This is a genomic window from Streptomyces sp. Ru73 (genome assembly GCF_002920575.1).
Lineage (GTDB): Bacteria > Actinomycetota > Actinomycetes > Streptomycetales > Streptomycetaceae > Streptomyces.
The window spans coordinates 31,022-48,750 of sequence record NZ_PQSQ01000031.1 but is presented as its reverse complement, the minus strand read 5'-3'; the positions used below and the strand labels follow the sequence as shown (position 1 = coordinate 48,750).

The 17,729-nt window shown below is 71.7% G+C and carries 16 protein-coding genes; 5 read left to right on the top strand and 11 right to left on the bottom strand.

Going from position 1 to position 17,729, the window contains the following annotated elements:
- Nucleotides 1–7: 7 nt before the first annotated feature.
- Genes priA through hisD form a run of 6 tightly spaced genes read right to left on the bottom strand, consistent with a single transcriptional unit; the run spans nt 8 to nt 4,592 of the window.
- A complete protein-coding gene (priA, locus tag C3486_RS16135) occupies nt 8–730 on the bottom strand; it encodes a bifunctional 1-(5-phosphoribosyl)-5-((5-phosphoribosylamino)methylideneamino)imidazole-4-carboxamide isomerase/phosphoribosylanthranilate isomerase PriA (protein WP_103833431.1) in 723 nt (240 codons plus the stop codon).
- Between the two features lie 32 nt (nt 731–762).
- On the bottom strand, nt 763–1,413 hold the full coding sequence (gene hisH / locus C3486_RS16130; protein ID WP_103833405.1) for an imidazole glycerol phosphate synthase subunit HisH: 651 nt from the start codon (nt 1,411–1,413) through the stop codon (nt 763–765).
- On the bottom strand, nt 1,404–1,568 hold the full coding sequence (locus C3486_RS37290) for a hypothetical protein (protein ID WP_181138571.1): 165 nt from the start codon (nt 1,566–1,568) through the stop codon (nt 1,404–1,406). The genes hisH and C3486_RS37290 overlap by 10 nt, the downstream gene beginning before the upstream one ends.
- Nucleotides 1,565–2,167 carry an imidazoleglycerol-phosphate dehydratase HisB gene (gene hisB / locus C3486_RS16125; protein WP_103833404.1) on the bottom strand — a complete coding sequence of 201 codons (603 nt, stop codon included), beginning with the start codon at nt 2,165–2,167 and terminating at the stop codon, nt 1,565–1,567. The genes C3486_RS37290 and hisB overlap by 4 nt, the downstream gene beginning before the upstream one ends.
- Complete coding sequence (locus tag C3486_RS16120) at nt 2,164–3,270, bottom strand: histidinol-phosphate transaminase (RefSeq protein ID WP_103833403.1); 1,107 nt, start codon at nt 3,268–3,270, stop codon at nt 2,164–2,166. Before C3486_RS16120 ends, hisB begins: the two co-directional genes overlap by 4 nt.
- Nucleotides 3,267–4,592 carry a histidinol dehydrogenase gene (gene hisD / locus C3486_RS16115; protein WP_103833402.1) on the bottom strand — a complete coding sequence of 442 codons (1,326 nt, stop codon included), beginning with the start codon at nt 4,590–4,592 and terminating at the stop codon, nt 3,267–3,269. Before hisD ends, C3486_RS16120 begins: the two co-directional genes overlap by 4 nt.
- A 214-nt stretch (nt 4,593–4,806) precedes the next feature.
- Here hisD and C3486_RS16110 point away from each other — a divergent pair, with 214 nt between their 5' ends.
- The 3 genes from C3486_RS16110 (at nt 4,807) to ybaK (ending at nt 7,770) form a co-directional block, all read left to right on the top strand.
- Nucleotides 4,807–6,405, top strand: a complete 1,599-nt coding sequence (locus C3486_RS16110) for an oxidoreductase (protein WP_103833401.1) — start codon at nt 4,807–4,809, stop codon at nt 6,403–6,405.
- 75 nt (nt 6,406–6,480) lie between these two features.
- Nucleotides 6,481–7,254, top strand: a complete 774-nt coding sequence (locus C3486_RS16105) for an LON peptidase substrate-binding domain-containing protein (RefSeq protein WP_103833400.1) — start codon at nt 6,481–6,483, stop codon at nt 7,252–7,254.
- Between the two features lie 15 nt (nt 7,255–7,269).
- Nucleotides 7,270–7,770, top strand: a complete 501-nt coding sequence (gene ybaK, locus C3486_RS16100; RefSeq protein WP_103833399.1) for a Cys-tRNA(Pro) deacylase — start codon at nt 7,270–7,272, stop codon at nt 7,768–7,770.
- A 200-nt stretch (nt 7,771–7,970) separates the two neighbouring features.
- On the opposite strand, the gene C3486_RS16095 is transcribed toward ybaK, so the two are convergent.
- From C3486_RS16095 to C3486_RS16080, 4 genes are all read right to left on the bottom strand, one after another.
- The gene (locus tag C3486_RS16095; protein ID WP_103833398.1) at nt 7,971–8,666 is read right to left on the bottom strand and encodes a DUF2567 domain-containing protein; all 696 of its coding nucleotides are present in this window, start codon (nt 8,664–8,666) and stop codon (nt 7,971–7,973) included.
- A 77-nt stretch (nt 8,667–8,743) separates the two neighbouring features.
- Nucleotides 8,744–9,451 carry an ABC transporter permease gene (locus C3486_RS16090; protein ID WP_103833430.1) on the bottom strand — a complete coding sequence of 236 codons (708 nt, stop codon included), beginning with the start codon at nt 9,449–9,451 and terminating at the stop codon, nt 8,744–8,746.
- A 151-nt stretch (nt 9,452–9,602) separates the two neighbouring features.
- Nucleotides 9,603–10,577: an ABC transporter ATP-binding protein gene (locus C3486_RS16085; protein ID WP_258052811.1), complete on the bottom strand. Its 975-nt coding sequence runs from the start codon at nt 10,575–10,577 to the stop codon at nt 9,603–9,605.
- 114 nt (nt 10,578–10,691) lie between these two features.
- Nucleotides 10,692–12,023 carry an NYN domain-containing protein gene (locus C3486_RS16080; protein ID WP_103833396.1) on the bottom strand — a complete coding sequence of 444 codons (1,332 nt, stop codon included), beginning with the start codon at nt 12,021–12,023 and terminating at the stop codon, nt 10,692–10,694.
- A 274-nt stretch (nt 12,024–12,297) separates the two neighbouring features.
- Here C3486_RS16080 and C3486_RS37285 point away from each other — a divergent pair, with 274 nt between their 5' ends.
- Nucleotides 12,298–12,471, top strand: a complete 174-nt coding sequence (locus C3486_RS37285; RefSeq protein ID WP_181138570.1) for a hypothetical protein — start codon at nt 12,298–12,300, stop codon at nt 12,469–12,471.
- Nucleotides 12,472–12,569: 98 nt separating this feature from the next.
- Here the strand turns inward: C3486_RS37285 and dnaE are convergent, their stop codons facing one another.
- Nucleotides 12,570–16,112 carry a DNA polymerase III subunit alpha gene (gene dnaE / locus C3486_RS16075; RefSeq protein ID WP_103833395.1) on the bottom strand — a complete coding sequence of 1,181 codons (3,543 nt, stop codon included), beginning with the start codon at nt 16,110–16,112 and terminating at the stop codon, nt 12,570–12,572.
- A 228-nt stretch (nt 16,113–16,340) separates the two neighbouring features.
- On the opposite strand from dnaE, the gene C3486_RS16070 reads away from it, so the two are divergent.
- Entirely contained in the window at nt 16,341–17,675 is a 1,335-nt protein-coding gene (locus C3486_RS16070) for a DUF2252 domain-containing protein (protein WP_103833394.1), read from the top strand.
- The last annotated feature ends 54 nt before the right edge of the window (nt 17,676–17,729 follow it).

Below are 17,729 nucleotides of genomic sequence, written 5' to 3'. Positions count from 1 at the left end.
GCCTCCGTCAGCGAGTGGCCTCCAGGGCCTCTTCCAGGGTGAACGCCTTGGCGTACAGGGCCTTTCCGACGATGGCGCCCTCCACACCCTCCGGCACCAGCGTGGCGATGGCCCGCAGGTCGTCCAGGGAGGAGACGCCGCCGGAGGCCACGACGGGCCGGTCGGTGGCGGCGCAGACGTTCTTCAGCAGCTCCAGGTTGGGACCCTGGAGGGTGCCGTCCTTGTTGATGTCGGTGACGACGTACCGGGCGCAGCCCTCGGAGTCCAGCCGGGCCAGCGTCTCGTAGAGGTCGCCGCCGTCGCGGGTCCAGCCGCGGCCGCGCAGCGTCGTGCCGCGGACGTCCAGGCCCACCGCGATCTTGTCACCGTGCTCGGCGATGATCTTGGCGACCCACTCGGGGTTCTCCAGCGCCGCGGTGCCGATGTTGACCCGCTCGCAGCCGGTGGCGAGCGCCGCGGCCAGCGAGTCGTCGTCGCGGATGCCGCCGGAGAGCTCGACCTTGATGTCCATGGAGCGGGCGACCTCGGCGATCTGCGCGCGGTTGTCGCCGGTGCCGAATGCGGCGTCCAGGTCGACCAGGTGCAGCCACTCGGCACCCGCCTGCTGCCAGGCCAGCGCGGCCTGCAGCGGGTCGCCGTAGGAGGTCTCGGAGCCGGACTCGCCGTGCACCAGGCGGACGGCCTGGCCGTCCCGGACGTCGACGGCGGGCAGCAGTTCGAGCTTGTTCACGGAACTCACAGGACTCACAGAACTCTCGGGGCTCACAGGGACTCGATCCAGTTGGTCAGGAGCTGCGCTCCCGCGTCACCGGACTTCTCGGGGTGGAACTGGGTGGCCCAGAGCGGGCCGTTCTCCACGGCGGCCACGAAGGGCGCGCCGTGCGTGGCCCAGGTGACCTTGGGGGGCCGCATGCCGGGGTTGGTGGTCTCCAGCTCCCAGTCGTGCACGGCGTAGGAGTGCACGAAGTAGAAGCGCGCGTCGGCGTCCAGGCCCGCGAAGAGCTGCGAGTCCTCCGGCGCGTCGACGGTGTTCCAGCCCATGTGCGGCACGATGTCGGCCTTGAGCGGGCCGACCGTGCCGGGCCACTCGTCCAGGCCCTCGGTCTCCTCGCCGTGCTCGATGCCGCGGCCGAAGAGGATCTGCATGCCGACGCAGATGCCCATGACGGGGCGCCCGCCGGCCAGCCGGCGGCCCACGACCCAGTCGCCGCGCGCAGCGCGCAGGCCCTTCATGCAGGCCGCGAAGGCGCCGACGCCGGGGACCAGCAGCCCGTCGGCGTTCATGGCGGTGTCGTAGTCGCGGGTCACCTCGACCTCGGCGCCGACGTGGGCCAGCGCCCGCTCGGCCGACCGGATGTTGCCGAAGCCGTAGTCGAAGACGACGACCTTCTTACGAGGCGTGCTCAATTCCATACCTCCAGCCGCACGATGCCGGCGGCCAGGCACAGCACCGAGCCGATGGCGAGCAGCACGATCACGCTCTTGGGCAGCTTCTGCTTCCAGAAGGAGTAGACCCCGCCGAGCAGGAAGAGGCCGACGAGGAGGAAGACCGTGGAGAGGCCGTTCACAGCGCGCCCTTCGTCGAGGGCAGGATGCCGGCCGCGCGCGGGTCCCGCTCGGAGGCGTACCGCAGCGCCCGGGCCAGCGCCTTGAACTGGCACTCGACGATGTGGTGGGCGTTGCGCCCGTACGGCACGTGGACGTGCAGCGCGATCTGCGCCTGCGCGACGAAGGACTCCAGGATGTGCCGGGTCATCGTCGTGTCGTAGGTGCCGATCATCGGCGCGATGTTCTCGGGCTCGGTGTGGACCAGGTAGGGACGGCCCGAGAGGTCCACGGTGACCTGGGCGAGCGACTCGTCCAGCGGGACGGTGCAGTTGCCGAAGCGGTAGATGCCCACCTTGTCGCCGAGGGCCTGCTTGAAGGCGGCGCCCAGCGCGAGGGCTGTGTCCTCGATGGTGTGGTGGGTGTCGATGTGCAGGTCGCCGTCGGTCTTCACGGTGAGGTCGAAGAGTCCGTGCCGGCCGAGCTGGTCGAGCATGTGGTCGTAGAAGCCCACGCCGGTCGAGACGTCGACCTGTCCGGTGCCGTCGAGGTCGATCTCGACGAGGACGGAGGTCTCCTTGGTCTTGCGCTCAATGCGCCCAATGCGACCCTCGCGAGTCATGCGCCTGTCTCCTTCATGATCGCGCGCACCGCATCGAGGAACGCGTCGTTCTCGGCCGGGGTGCCGGCGGATACCCGCAGCCAGCCCGGCACTCCGTTGTCTCGGACCAGGACGCCCCGGTCGAGGATGGCCTGCCAGGCGGCGTGCTGGTCGTCGAACCGGCCGAACTGGACGAAGTTGGCGTCGGAGTCGACGACCTCACAGCCGATCGCGCGCAGCTCCTCGACGATGCGGTCCCGCTCGGTCTTCAGCTGCTCGACGTACTTCAGCAGCGTATCGGTGTGCTCCAGGGCCGCCAGCGCGGTGGCCTGGGTGACCGAGGAGAGGTGGTACGGCAGGCGCACCAGCTGCACGGCGTCGACCACGGCCGGGTCGGCGGCGAGGTAGCCCAGGCGCAGTCCGGCCGCGCCGAACGCCTTGGACATCGTCCGGGAGACGACCAGGTTCGGCCGGTTCTCGATCAGCGGCAGCAGCGAGGGGCGGTGGCTGAACTCGCCGTACGCCTCGTCGATCACCACCAGCGAGGGCTTGGCGGCCTGCGCCGCCTCGTACAGCGCCAGCACCGTCCCGGCTTCCACCGCCGTGCCGGTCGGGTTGTTCGGCGAGCAGATGAAGACCACGTCGGGCTTGCGCTCGGCGATGGCCTTCTTGGCCGCCTCGACGTCGATGGTGAAGTCGTCGTTGCGCGGGCCCGAGATCCACTCCGTGCCCGTGCCGCGCGAGATCAGGCCGTGCATGGAGTACGAGGGCTCGAAGCCGATGGCGCAGCGCCCCGGGCCGCCGAAGGTCTGCAGCAGCTGCTGGATGACCTCGTTGGAGCCGTTGGCCGCCCAGACCTGGTCCTTGGTGACCTCGTGGCCACCGGTGCGGGAGAGGTACCGGGCCAGCTCCGTGCGCAGCTCGACCGCGTCCCGGTCCGGGTAGCGGTTGAGGTCGCGGGCCGCCTCGGTGACCCGCTCGGCGATCCGCTGCACGAGCGCCTCGGGGAGCGGGTAGGGGTTCTCGTTGGTGTTCAGGCGTACCGGCACGTCCAGCTGGGGGGCGCCGTACGGGGACTTGCCGCGCAGCTCGTCCCGGATGGGGAGATCGTCGATCCTGGTCACTTGCCCTGCGGGACCTTCCAGTCGAACCTTGCCTTGATGGCCGCGCCGTGTGCCGGGAGGTCCTCGGCCTCGGCGAGGGTCACCACGTGGTGGGCGACCTCGGCCAGTGCGTCGCGGGTGTAGTCCACGACATGGATGCCGCGCAGGAAGGACTGCACGGACAGCCCCGAGGAGTGGCACGCGCAGCCGCCGGTGGGCAGGACGTGGTTGGAGCCCGCGCAGTAGTCGCCGAGCGAGACGGGCGCGTACGGGCCGACGAAGATCGCGCCGGCGTTGCGGACCCGCGCGGCCACCGCCGCGGCGTCCGCGGTCTGGATCTCCAGGTGCTCGGCGCCGTAGGCGTCCACCACCTTCAGACCCTCGTCCAGGCCGTCGACCAGGACGATCGCCGACTGCCTGCCGGCCAGCGCCGGGATGATCCGGTCCTCGACGTGCCGGGTCGCGCGGACCTGCGGCTCCAGCTCCTTCTCGACCTTCTCGGCCAGCTCCTCGGAGGCGGTGACCAGGACGGCGGCGGCCATCGGGTCGTGCTCGGCCTGGCTGATCAGGTCGGCGGCCACGTGCGCCGGGTCAGCGGTGTCGTCAGCGAGGATGGCGATCTCGGTGGGGCCGGCCTCGGAGTCGATGCCGATGCGGCCCTTGAGCAGGCGCTTGGCGGCGGCGACGTAGATGTTGCCGGGGCCCGTGACGAGGTTCACCGGCAGGCAGTCCTCGGTGCCGTACGCGAACATCGCGACGGCCTGGGCACCGCCGGCCGCGTAGACCTCGTCCACGCCCAGCAGGGCGCAGGTGGCCAGGATGGTGGGGTGCGGCAGGCCGCCGAACTCGGCCTGCGGCGGCGAGGCGATGGCGAGGGACTCGACGCCGGCCTCCTGGGCCGGGACGACGTTCATCACCACGGACGAGGGGTAGACCGAGCGGCCACCGGGCACATACAGACCGACGCGCTCGACCGGCACCCACCGCTCGGTGACCGTGCCGCCGGGCACGACCTTCGTCGTCACGTCCGTACGCCGCTGCTCACGGTGGACGGTGCGGGCCCGCTTGATGGACTCCTCCAGCGCGGCCCGGACCTCCGGGTCCAGCTCGGCCAGCGCGGTCCGCAGTGCCTCGGCGGGCACCCGTACCCGCTCGATCTCCACCCGGTCGAACCGATGGGCGTACTCGATCAGCGCAGCCGTGCCACGATGGCGCACGTCCTCGCAGATGGGCCGCACCTTCTCCAGGGCGGCTTCCACGTCGAACTCGGCACGGGGCAGCAGGTCGCGCAGTGCGCCGCCCTCGGGGAGGGCGTCACCGCGCAGATCGATTCGGGAGATCACCCCTCCAGTGTCTCAGACGCACTGCCGGTGTCCGCCGCCCGTATCAATCGGTGATACGCACTCCCCGGGGTGATTCTGACCACTGGCGTTCACCCGGTCACTCAGTGGGAATGGGGTGCCGAGGGGGCCGCGCCGGTACGGGTGGGACGCCCGGTACGCACGGAGAGACGGCGGCGCCCGGACGGCGCGGCCGGAACGAGAGGGGGAGGCCGCGGTGAGTGACCCCACCGACGGCGACGCGCCGCCCGAGCTGGAGCTGACCTCGGCGGAATGGAGCCTCTGGCAGGCGTTCCGCAACGGCAGCACGTGTGATCTGCGCACCGACGACCCGGCGCGCAACGATCCGCACGGCCGCCACGAGTGGGGTCCCGAGCGCACGGTTCGCGCCAGGGTCGTCGCGCTCCTGCTGCTGAACGGTCCGCCGGCGCAGCCCGGCCGGGTCTCGGCCCTGAAGCTGACCGGCGCCTACATCACCGGTCCCCTCGACGTCGCGGGGGGCACGATCACGCCATTTGTGGAGCTGCGCGACTGCCGCTTCGAGAACGAGATCCTGCTGCCGGAGAGCCGCTTCTCGACGCTGCGGATGGTCAACTGCGCCATTCCGCGGCTGGAGGCCGCCCGTCTGCACACCGAGGGTGACCTGCACCTGCCGCGCTGTGTCGTCCAGAACGGCATCCGGCTCACCGACGCGCACATCGGCACGGACCTCATGCTCAACCAGGCCGTGGTGCACAAGGACCGGCGTGGCCGGTCCATCACCGCCGACGGCCTGACCGTGGCCCAGGACCTCCAGGCCGAGATGCTGGAGTCCTACGGCGAGCTGACGCTGCGCGGCGCCACGATCGGCGTGTCGCTGAGCCTGCGCGGCAGCCGGCTGAGCAATCCCTACGGCCGTCGGGCGCTGAACGCCCCGCAGCTCACCGTCGAGCGCACGCTGTACCTCACGGCGGCGGGCCTCTCCGGCGCGGTCGCCGGCAGCGCCACGCCCCCGTACGGCATCACGGCCACACCGGCGCGCGGCACCCGTATGCAGCGCTTCGAGTGCGAGGGCGGCATGCGGCTGGACGACGGCCGCTTCGGCGACGCGGTCGACCTGGACCAGGCCCGCTTCATCCTGGAGTCCGACCAGGAACTGTCCATGCGCCGGATACAGACGCCCGAGCTGCGGTTCCTGGGCGAGCGCCCGCAGCGCGGCCGGGTCATCCTCTCCGGCGCCAGAGTGGTCAACCTTGTCGACAAGTCGACCAGCTGGCCGGGGCTCGGCGGCCTGTGGATGGCCGGCTTCGCCTACGAGACGCTGATCCCCCGCGGCCACTTCCCGCTCTCGCTGCGCCTGCAGTGGGTCGCGGCGGCCACGCCGGAGTACGCGCCCGAGCCGTACGAGATGCTGGCCGCGGCCCTGCGGCGCAGCGGTGAGGACGCGGACGCCCGTGAGGTCCTCCTCGCCAAGCAGCGCAGACGCCGCGAGACGCTGCCGCTCGCCGGGAAGGCCTGGGGCTACCTGCAGGACTGGACGGTGGCCTACGGGTACCGGCCCGGCCGCGCCGCCGTCTGGATGGCCGTCCTGTGGGCGGTGGGCACGGTCTTCTTCTCGCAGAACCCGCCGCACGCGCTGAAGCCCGGCGAGACCCCGCTGTGGAACCCGTACCTGTACTCGCTGGACCTGCTTCTGCCGGTCATCGACCTGAACCAGGACAGTTACTGGCGGCCGGAGGGCGGCTCGCAGTGGGTCGCCGCGATCATGATCCTGGCGGGCTGGATGCTGGCCACCACGGTCGCCGCCGGTGCCTCGCGGCTGCTCCGGCGCTCGTGAAGCGCGGGGCCGGGAAACACTCCTGTGACGCCCGGCCCCTCGCGGGACGCCGCCGACCATTTAGGCTTACGGGCTGTGACCTCCGTGCGCCTACCGCTCTTCCCGCTGAACTCGGTGCTGTTCCCGGGACTCGTGCTCCCGCTGAACGTCTTCGAAGCGCGGTACCGAGCGCTCATGCGGGACCTGCTCGGCCTCCCGGAGGACGAGCGTCGCTTCGGGGTCGTCGCGATCCGCGACGGCCGGGAGGTCGCGCCGACCGCCCCTGGCATGCCGGACACGACCGCCCTGCCCGACAAGGGCGCGGCGGCCGGCTTCGGCGACGACCCGATGCGCGCCTTCCACCCCGTCGGCTGCATCGCGGACGCGGCGACGATCCAGGAGAAGAGCACCGCGGCGGGCCCGGCCCCCGAGGGCAGCGACGAGAACACCGCCTTCGAGGTGCTGACCACCGGCACCACCCGCTTCCGGCTGCTCTCGGTCGACGCCTCGGGCCCCTACCTCACCGGCGAGGTCGAGCCGCTGGAGGAGGACGAAGGGGACGGCGCGGGGGCGCTGGCCGCCGGTGTGGAGCGCGCGTTCCGGACGTACCAGAAGAAGCTGGCGTGGGCGAACGAGCGCACCGTGACCAGCTCCCAGGAGCTGCCGGACGACCCGGCCGTCCTGTCGTACCTGGTGGCGGCGGCGACCGTCCTGGACGTGCCGCGCAAGCAGCAGCTCCTGGAGGCCCCCAGCACCGCGGCGCGCCTCTCGCAGGAGCTGAAAATGCTGCGCCAGGAGACCGCGGTGATCGGTAAGCTCCCGTCGCTGCCGGCCGTGGACCTCACCCGGCAGCAGACCCACCCGAACTGACGCGAGGACGGAGCGTTGGCGAAGAAGTCCAAGGGCGGCAAGCAGGGCGGCACCCCGGCGACGGTGGCCCTGACGCAGGCCGGCGTCGCCTTCACCACGCACTCCTACGAGCACGACCCGGCGGCGCCGTCGTACGGCGAGGAGGCGGCCGAGGCGCTGGGCGTCTCCCCCGACCAGGTGTTCAAGACCCTGCTGGCGGACGTGGACGGCACGCTCACCGTGGCCGTCGTCCCGGTCTCCGGCTCGCTGGACCTGAAGGCGCTGGCCGCTGCGGTGGGCGGCAAGCGCGCCGCGATGGCCGACCCCGCGCTCGCCGAGCGCACCACCGGCTACGTACGCGGCGGCATCTCCCCGCTCGGCCAGCGCAAGAAGCTGCGCACGGTGGTGGACGCCTCCGCCGAGGCCCTGGCGACGGTCTGCGTGTCGGCGGGCCGCCGCGGCCTGGAGGTCGAGCTGTCCCCGAAGGACCTGGCGGCGCTCACCGGCGCGGTGTTCGCCCCGATCGGCCGGGCCTGACCGACGGGACCCCTTTACGGCACGGGCGGCCCCGACTAGTACCACCAGGGACCGCTCACGGAGGAGGTCCCTCGTGTCCAAGAAGACCCGCAAGCGGAAGTGGCGCATCAAGAAGGGCCGCGCCAACCACGGCCGCCGCCCGGCCTAGCCGGGAAGCGCGCCGGCCGCCCGGCCCGTTCCGCGCCCGGCCGCCCGGGGCCTCAGTCCCGCGGCGGCTGCGGCGCGTGCCAGTCCGGTACGAACGGCTCGGGGTCGCGCGGCCCGAACATCCCGGTCAGCAGGAGGTTCGCCAGCGCGGCCCCGATGGGCCAGGCCAGCAGCGCGCCCTTGGCCTGCAGCCGCAGCGGCGCGTCGAAGGCGACGCCCTTGCCGGCCGCCTTGGCCTGCGCGACCACGTCCTGCTCGGGGCCCAGCAGCATCCCGAGCCGCCAGGCGAGCACCGAGGCCAGCAGGCCGCCGAGGACCAGCGCCACCACCAGCGGCACGCCGCCGCGCCGCCGCCACAGGAAGACCACGGCGGCGCTCAGCACGCCCAGCCCCAGGCCGAGCAGCATGAACGTGCCGTCGGCGCCGATCGACTCCTCGCCCTCGGGGTTCTTCAGATAGACCGCCTTGCCGTCCGAGATCAGCGGGACGTGCGGCGCCAGCCATGCCCACAGCACGCCGAGCAGCGCCCCGCACACCGTCGTGACCAGCACGATCAGCACGGCCTCGCGCAGCTCGCCGCGCAGGCCGGCGCCGCCGTCCCCGTCAAGGGGGCGGGCGCCTGACCCGCCGTACTCCTGCGGGGGCGTCGGCACGTGGTCCTCCTCGGTCGCGGGCCGGGCCCACGGTTCGCGGGCGTCCCCCGGCTGCTGGTTCGACGGACGGTCGGGCGGTGTCAGCGGTGCACTCACCCCGCCATCGTGCCAGGTCCCGGCCGCCTCACCGGCGGCAGGACGCTCCTCAGGGCCGGTCGCCCCGCGCCGCCCGGTCACCGTACGGCCGCCCGGCGGTACGCCCAGGTGGCCACGGCCAGCGAGAGCACCCCGACCGCGGCGCAGACGCCCAGGTCGGCGCAGATCAGCAGCCAGTCGGGGTGCGCGTCGAAGCTGTGCGCGAGCGCCTCCACGCCGTACGTGGACGGCAGCAGGTCGCGTGCCCAGTCGATGACGGTGGGCAGCCGGTCGGCCGGCAGCACGCCGAGCAGCAGCGCCGCCGACATGCCCAGCTGGCCGAGGAGCGTGGCCAGCTCCTGGCGCGGTGCGAGCAGCCCGAGCGCGGCGCCCAGGCCCGACAGGGCGGCGCCGGACAGCGGGATGACGGCGACCAGCACCCAGAGGTTGGCCAGCGGCAGCTGGAAGAGCAGGCTGCCGGCCACCGCGGTGACCACGGCACCGGGCACGGTGAAGGAGGCGTAGGCGGCCGCGGCGCCCAGCACCACGGCGGCCGGCGGGACCGGCAGCGTGGCGTAATGGTCCAGGCCGCCGCCGGCCCGCAGCTGGCCGAAGTACTGCGCGAGCAGGTTCAGCGCCACGAAGGCCACGACCAGCACGCTGGACCCGGCCACCACGGCACGCGCCTCGTCCGGGCCGTCCGCCACGCCGCGCATCAGGACCATGATCCCGACGGACTGGAAGGTGGCGACGAAGAGCAGCGGGATGCGGGCCACCCGGGCCCGGGAGAGCTGCGCCCGGTACATGGCGCCCAGCGCGGGCCGGAGCCGGGCCCGCGGCGCCAGTTCGGCCGCCGGTGCGTCGGGGGCCCCGGTGCCGGCCCGCTCGCCGGTCACCGTGTCCGCAGGTACCACAGTCACGCCGCGCCGCTCCTCTTCCGTTCCGGCCGGGCCGCCCTCACGCCTTCACCAAGCCTTCCTCGGTCCGCCCGCCGAGCGCGAGGTAGACATCCTCCAGGCTGGGCGTGGCGAGGGTGAAATCGTCCAGTGCGGCGAACGCGGGGCCGCCGGTGACCGCGGCCACCGCGGCGCGCGCCTCGTCCGGCGCCAGCCGCAGCGTCCAGCGGCGGCCGCCCTTGCGCGCCTGCTCGCCGAGCCGGGCGACCTCGGGCACGTCCAGGGGCGCGCTGTCGCGCCAGACCAGCTCCACGCGCACCTCCTCGCCCACCATTTCCTTCAGTCCGCCGGGCGTGTCGCACGCGATGACCCGGCCGCGGTCGATCACCGCGACCCGGTCCAGCACGGTCTCCGCCTCGATGACGTTGTGGGTGACGAGCAGGACGGTGGCACCGCGCTCGGCGCGCCGCCGGTCCACGGCGGACCACACGGCGCGCCGCGCCACGGGGTCCATGCCGGTGGTCGGCTCGTCCAGGACCAGCAGCGGGCGCTCGCCCACCAGCACGGTGGCGAAGCAGGCCAGCCGCCGCTGGCCGCCGGACAGCTTCTTCAGCGGGCGGCCGGCGATGCCGGTGAGGCCCAGCTCGTCGAGGACGGCGTCCCGCTCGCGGCGCGCGGCGCCGGTGTCCAGCCCGCGCAGCCGCCCGGTGGTCTCCACGGCCAGCGCGACGGTCATCTCGTCCAGTGCGGTGGATTCCTGGCCGAGGTAGCCCAGCAGCCGGGCGGCGCGCTCCGGGTGGCGCACGATGTCGTGGCCGAGCACGGTCACGCTGCCGGAGTCCGGCCGCAGCAGCCCGGTGAGCTGGCGCACCAGGGTGGACTTGCCGGCGCCGTTGGGCCCCAGCAGGCCGAAGATCTCGCCGCGCCGGATGTCCAGGGCGATGCCGTCGCTGGCGCGTACGGCGGGCTGGTCAGCGGCGCCGCGGCGCCCGCGCACCGCGGGATACGTCTTGACCAGATCCCGCACGGCCACCACGGTCCCGCCGCCGGCGTCCCGTGGTGTGCCCGTATTCGTGCCCGTCCTCACGAGGAACGAGGGTACGCGCCCGCCCGGGGCCCGCGGCTCCCGGGGCGCCGGCGGGCGGTGCGGTCAGTCGGCCGCCGGCGCGTGCTCGGCGGCCGTCCGCAGGTCCACCTCGCGCCAGAACCCGGCCCGGATGGCGTACCGGTCGTGCTCGTCGATCTGGTCGTCCTTGTGGGCGAGCAGCCCGAACCTGGCGGCGTAGCGCAGCAGCTCGCCGTCGATGCGGTGCGGGATGCGCGGGTACTCCGTGGAGAGCTGCTGGAGGTGGGCCGTGTCGGTGAGCCGTTCGGTCCAGCGGCGGGCGAAGACCTGGCCGACCTCGAAGGGGTCGCCGCCGACCGCGGTGATGTCCTCCTCGCGGTCGGCCCAGCGCTGTTCGGCGCTGGTGAGCTGGGCGAGGGTGGGCAGCGAGGCGGTCTCCGGGGGCTCGCCGACCGGTCCGCCGGCCCGCTCCATCCAGCCCTTGTCGGAGGACCAGCGCAGGGTCGCGGCGGCGGGCACGGCCTGTCCTGCGGGCGGTGTCGAATGGTTCCTGCCGAGGCCCGCGAGGTCCTTGGGTGTGGGCACGCCCTTGCCGCCGGCCGTCCCGGGCCCCGCGCTCTCCCCGTCCCGGTCCGCCGGGCAGGCGCCGTCCGCAGCTGCCGGGGCTGCCGCCGCCGTGCCGTCGGGCGCGCCGGAGCGCGGGACGGGGCCGGGGCGGGTGGTGCCGTTGCGTTCGTGGCGGTCGGCGGGGTCCTGGGCCGTCGTCGCGGCGGCGGCAGCGGCGACGGCGGACTCCGGGAGCGGCGCGGAGAGGATGGCGGCGATCTCGGTGCGCGGCACGGAGGCGGGCGTGCAGACCCCGCTGATGTCCTTGGCGCGGACTGCCCGGGTGATCCAGGCGCGGTCCAGTACCCGGCGCTCGTCGGCCTCGGCGACCAGGTCCTCGGACTGGTTGTAGTCGCCGTCGGCGGCCTGGACGGCCCACAGGTGCACGGCGACGCCGTGCTCCTTGGCCGACATCAGCCCGGGCAGCAGGTCGCCGTCGCCGGTGACCAGGACGATGTCGGAGCAGGCGCGGTTGCGGGCCAGCTCGGTCAGCTCGGCGTGCATGGCCGCGTCCACGCCCTTCTGGGCCCAGCGGCCGTCGGTACGGGTGAGGGCGCCCAGCCGTACGGTGACCCGGGGCATCACCCGCAGCCTGCGGTGCTCGGGCTGCGGCACCCGGTCGGGGGCGCCGTCGAACCAGTAGATGCGCAGCAGCTGCCGTTCGGTGTCGGCCTCCGCGCGGTCCCGCAGGGCCTGGATGAGGGCGGCGTGGTCGACCGTGATCCGGGACCGGGCGGGCTCTCCGGCGAGCAGGCTCGCGGCGGCGCCGAGCAAGTACCCGGCGTCCACCAGGACGACGCAGCGATCCACGTTGCACCCTCTTCCCTTAAGGTCCTGCAGTCCGGTCGCCCCCCGGCTCGGCCTGTTGGCTGAGGTGTCTTCGGCTTTCCTCGAGTCTGCCCGACCGGGCGGGGGTTATCTGCCGGAACTCGATCATCGGCGTGGCGCTTTACGCCGCCGCGGCCCGATCCCGCCCCCGACACTCCGGATCACCCAAGAGAATTGCCCGGAATGCAGCCTTTTGCCCGGCGTGTAACTCTGGCTTCGGCCCCGATCCCAGGATTCCCCTTCAGGAGGCACGATCATGGCCAAGAACAAGAACCGTGACCGCAGTCAGAAGACGGCCGCCACTCAGGCCGAGCGCGGACAGCAGCAGGCGGAGCAGTCGTCGATGGAGGCGCAGTCGAAGTCGGCGGCCCAGGCGACACCGGGCGACGTCGCCCGCAAGCACCGGGAGCGCCGCTTCGGCCACAACTGACGCGGCGGCACCACGGCGGCAGCGCGCCGGAACAGCATGAGGGGCGCGCCCGGGAAGACCCCGGGCGCGCCCCTCCGTGCATGCGGTCCGCCGGCCGCTCAGCCCGCCAGGCAGGAGGCGCCGAGCAGCACCTTCAGGTCGCCGAAGAGCGCCGGGTCGGCGGTGACCCGGTGCTTGTCCAGCCGCAGCACGGTCGTCTTCCGGGTGCCCTGCAGCTTGATCCGCACCTCGGTGTTGCCACGGTGCTGGTTCAGCACGTCGCCCAGCTTCTCGACCAGCGGCGGGGTGACCTTGAGCGTCGGGATGGTGATCGTCAGCGGGGCGTTCGTCCCGGCGTCCGAGAGGTCGGGGATCATCATCTCCATGGCGACCAGCCGGGGGATGTCCTCGCGCTTGTCCAGCCGGCCCTTCACGAAGACGATCGCGTCCTCGACCAGCTGGGTGGAGACCAGCTGGTAGGTGGCCGGGAAGAACATGCAGTCGATGGAGCCCGCGAGGTCCTCGACGGTGGCGATGGCCCAGGCGTTGCCCTGCTTGGTCATCTTGCGCTGCAGGCCCGAGATGATGCCGCCGATCGTGACGATCGAGCCGTCGGAGTAGTCGCCGCCGGTGAGCTGGGAGATACCGGCGTCCGCCTTGTCGGACAGGACGTGCTCCAGGCCGAAGAGCGGATGGTCGGAGACGTACAGACCGAGCATCTCGCGCTCCTGCGCGAGCAGGTAGGTCTTGTCCCACTCGACGTCGGAGAACTCCACGTCCAGGCCGAAGCCGGGCCCGCCGTCGTCGGTGTCGTCACCCATGCCGCCGAAGAGGTCGAACTGCCCCTCGGCCTCCTTGCGCTTCACCTGGACGACGTTGTCGATCATCGTCTCGTAGTGCTGCATCAGGCCCTTGCGGGTGTGGCCCATCTCGTCGAAGGCACCGGCCTTGATCAGCGATTCGGTGGTGCGCTTGTTGCAGACGACCGCCTCGACCTTGTCGAGGTAGTCGGGGAAGGAGGAGAACTTCCCCTTGGACTTGCGGGCCCGGATGATCGCCTCGACGACGTTCGTGCCGACGTTGCGGACCGCGGAGAGACCGAAGAGGATCACGTCGTCGCCCTGGGCCGCGAAGTTCGCCTCGGACTCGTTGACGTTCGGCGGGAGCACCTTGATGCCCATCTTGCGGCACTCGTTCAGGTAGACCGCGGACTTGTCCTTGTCGTCGCGGACCGAGGTGAGCAGCGCGGACATGTACTCGGCGGGGTAGTTCGCCTTCAGGTACGCGGTCCAGTAGGTGACCAGGCCGTACGCGGAGGAGTGCGCCTTGTTGAACGCGTAGCCGGCGAACGGGACCAGCACGTCCCACAGCGCCTGGATGGCCTCGTCCGAGAAGCCGTTCTTCCGGGCACCGGCCTGGAAGAGGACGAAGTTCTTCTCCAGCTCCTCGGGCTTCTTCTTGCCCATCACGCGGCGGAGGACGTCCGCCTCGCCGAGGGAGTACCCGGCGACGATCTGGGCGGCCTTCTGGACCTGCTCCTGGTAGACGATCAGGCCGTAGGTGAGGCCCAGGACCTCCTTGAGCGGCTCCTCCAGCTCCGGGTGGATCGGCGTGATCTCCTGGCGGCCGTTCTTCCGCTCCGCGTAGTTGATGTGCGAGTTCATGCCCATCGGGCCCGGCCGGTACAGGGCCGAGACGGCGGAAATGTCCTCGAAGTTGTCGGGCTGCATCTGGCGCAGCAGCGAACGCATCGGGCCGCCGTCGAACTGGAAGACGCCGAGCGTGTCACCCCGGCAGAGCAGCTGGTAGGTCTTCGGGTCGTCGAGCGGGATCTCCAGGAGGTCCAGCTTGACGCCCTTGTTGGCCTCCACCATCTTGCGGGCGTCGTCCATGATGGTGAGGTTGCGCAGGCCCAGGAAGTCCATCTTCAGCAGGCCGAGCGACTCGCACTGGGGGTAGTCCCACTGCGTGATGGTCACGCCGTCGGTGTGCCGGGTCCAGAGCGGGGCGTGGTCGACGATCGGCTCGCTGGACATGATCACGCCGGCCGCGTGCACGCCCATCTGCCGGACCAGGCCCTCCACGCCCTTGGCGGTGTCGATGACCTTCTTGACGTCCGGCTCGTTCTCGTACATCGAGCGGACCTCGCCGGCCTCGCTGTAGCGCGGGTGCTCCGGGTTGGTGATGCCGTCCAGGTCGATGCCCTTGCCGAGGACGTCGGCGGGCATCGCCTTGGTGATCCGGTCACCCATCGCGTACGGGTAGCCCAGGACGCGGGCGGAGTCCTTGATCGCGTTCTTCGCCTTGATCTTGCCGTACGTGCCGATCATGGCGACCTTGTCGGCGCCGTACTTCTCCGTCACGTACCGGATCACCTCGACGCGCCTGCGCTCGTCGAAGTCGATGTCGACATCGGGCATGGAGACGCGCTCGGGGTTGAGGAACCGCTCGAAGATCAGCCCGTGCTCGATGGGGTCGAGGTCGGTGATGCCCATGGCGTACGCGACGATCGAGCCGGCCGCGGAGCCTCGGCCCGGGCCCACCGCGATGCCGTTGTTCTTCGCCCACATGATGAAGTCGGCGACGACCAGGAAGTACCCCGGGAACCCCATCTGGATGATGATGTCCATCTCGTACTCGGCCTGCCGCTGCCGGTCCTCGGGGATGCCGCCGGGGAAGCGGCGCGCCATGCCCCGGCGGACCTCCTCCTGGAACCAGGTGACCTCGGTGTAGCCCTCCGGGATGTCGAACTTCGGCATCAGGTCGCGCTTCTCGAACATCCCGGTGGTGTCGATCATGTCGGCGATCAGCCGGGTGTTGTCGCAGCCCTGCTGCCAGGCGTCGGAGGAGTCGATGGCGTACATCTCCTCCGTGGACTTCATGTAGTAGCCCGTGCCGTCGAACTTGAAGCGGTCCGGGTCCGAGAGGTTCTTGCCGGTCTGGATGCACAGCAGCGCGTCGTGCGCGGACGCCTCGTGCGCGTAGGTGTAGTGCGAGTCGTTCGTGACGAGCGGGGGGATCCCCAGCTCCTTGCCGATCTTCAGCAGGTCGTCGCGGACCCGGCGCTCGATCTCGATGCCGTGGTCCATCAGCTCCAGGAAGTACCGGTCCTTGCCGAAGATGTCCTGGTACTCACCCGCTGCCTTGCGGGCCTCCTCGTACTGCCCGAGGCGCAGCCGGGTCTGCAGTTCGCCGGAGGGGCAGCCGGTGGACGCGACCAGGCCCTCGGACCACTGGGAGATGGTCTCCTTGTCCATCCGGGGCCACTTCTGCAGCCAGCCCTCGGCGTACGCGTCGGAGGAGAGCTTGAAGAGGTTGTGCAGGCCGGTCTTGTTCGCCGCCCAGATGGTCTTGTGGGTGTAACCACCCGAACCGGAGACGTCGTCGCGCTTCTGGTGCGGCTGGCCCCACTGGACCTTGCGCTTCAGGCGCCGGGACTCAGGTGCGACATATGCCTCGATCCCGATGATCGGGGTGATTCCGGCCTTCTGCGCGCTGTGGAAGAAGTCATACGCGCCGTGCAGGTTGCCGTGGTCGGACATGGCGACGTGCGTCATGCCCATCTCCTTGGCGGCCTTGAACATGTCCGAGAGCCGCGCGGCACCGTCCAGCAGCGAGTACTGGGTGTGAACGTGCAGGTGCGTGAACGGCGGCTTGGCCACGGCGGGAGACCTCCGGCTGAGAAGTGTGGCGCCCTGCGCCGCCAGGGGCGGTGGTCGGGCGACGGACGGACGTGTGACAAGAACGGGAGACGGTCTGGAAGTCTACGACTCCGGACCGACAATCGAGGCCCTGCCCGGGCACGCGCAGGTAGCCTCGCGCGTTGTCAGTCACGGAACATCCGTCCGAAAACAGATGGCCCCCGCACGGGCCCCAGGAGGCAGCCAGCGATGTCGACCCAGCACGTCCCCGCCCAGGACGCCGACCGGCGCGGCGAGGAGATACTCGCCGTCTTCGACACCGCCTTCGGGGAGCTGCTCGCCGCCGACCCCGCGGCCTTCCGCGTGAAGTTCCGCAAGATGGCCGCCTCCGCCTTCGCCTTCTACCGCGGCACCGCCTGCCTGTTCTACAAGGACCTGGAGGCGGGCAAGGACACCGGCCCGTACCTGGACGACCGGACCGGCCGGGTGTGGATCCACGGCGATCTGCACGCGGAGAACTTCGGCACGTACATGGACTCCACCGGCCGGCTGATCTTCAACGTCAACGACTTCGACGAGGCGTACGTCGGCCCCTTCACCTGGGACCTCAAGCGCTTCGCCGCCTCCGTGGCGCTGATCGGGTACGCCAAGGCGCTCAGTGACGAACAGATCACCGCGCTGGTGCGCACCTACGCCGCCGCCTACCGGGAGCGCATCCACGCGCTGGCCACCGGCGCGAAGAACGACGAGGTGCAGCCCTTCACCCTGGACACCGCGCAGGGCCCGCTGCTGGACGCGCTGCGCGACGCCCGTGCGCGCACCCGCTTCGGGCTGCTGGACTCCATGACCGAGATCCGTGACTTCGAGCGGCGCTTCGCGCCCGGCGGCGGCGCCATCGAGCTGGACGCGGCGACGCGCTACAAGGTCCTCGCGGCGTTCGACGGCTATCTGGAGACGCTGCCGGAGTCCAGCCTGGCCCGCCCGGACTCCTACCGCGTCAAGGACGTGGTCGGGCGGCGCGGCATCGGCATCGGCTCCGCCGGCCTGCCCTCGTACAACATCCTGCTGGAGGGCAACAGCGACGCCTTGGAGAACGACGTCGTCATCTACATGAAGCAGGCGCAGACCCCGGCGGTCTCCCGGCACATCACCGACCCCGAGGTGCGCGGCTACTTCCACCACGAGGGGCACCGCACGGTGATCTCCCAGCGGGCCCTGCAGGCGCACGCCGACCCGTGGCTCGGCTGGACCGAGCTGGACGGCAGCGGCCAGCTGGTCGCCGAGGTCTCGCCGTACGCCGTCGACCTGGACTGGTCGGACATCGACGAGATCGAGGAGATCACGGCGGTGGTGGCCGACCTGGGCCGGGCGACGGCCGCGATGCACGCGGCGGCGGACGACGAGAGCGGCCACTCCCTCGTGCCGTTCTCCACCGAGCGCGCGATCGACGCGGCCATCGCCGCCGACGAGGAGGGCTTCCCCGAGCTGCTGGTGGACTTCGCGCACGGCTACGGCTCCCGGGCCCGCCGCGACCACCAGATCTTCGTCGACCTCTTCCGCAACGGCCGCATCCCCGGCCTGTAGCCACCCTGTGCACCGCGGTCCCGGCCCCGGGCCCGCGGTGCACAGAAACCCCTT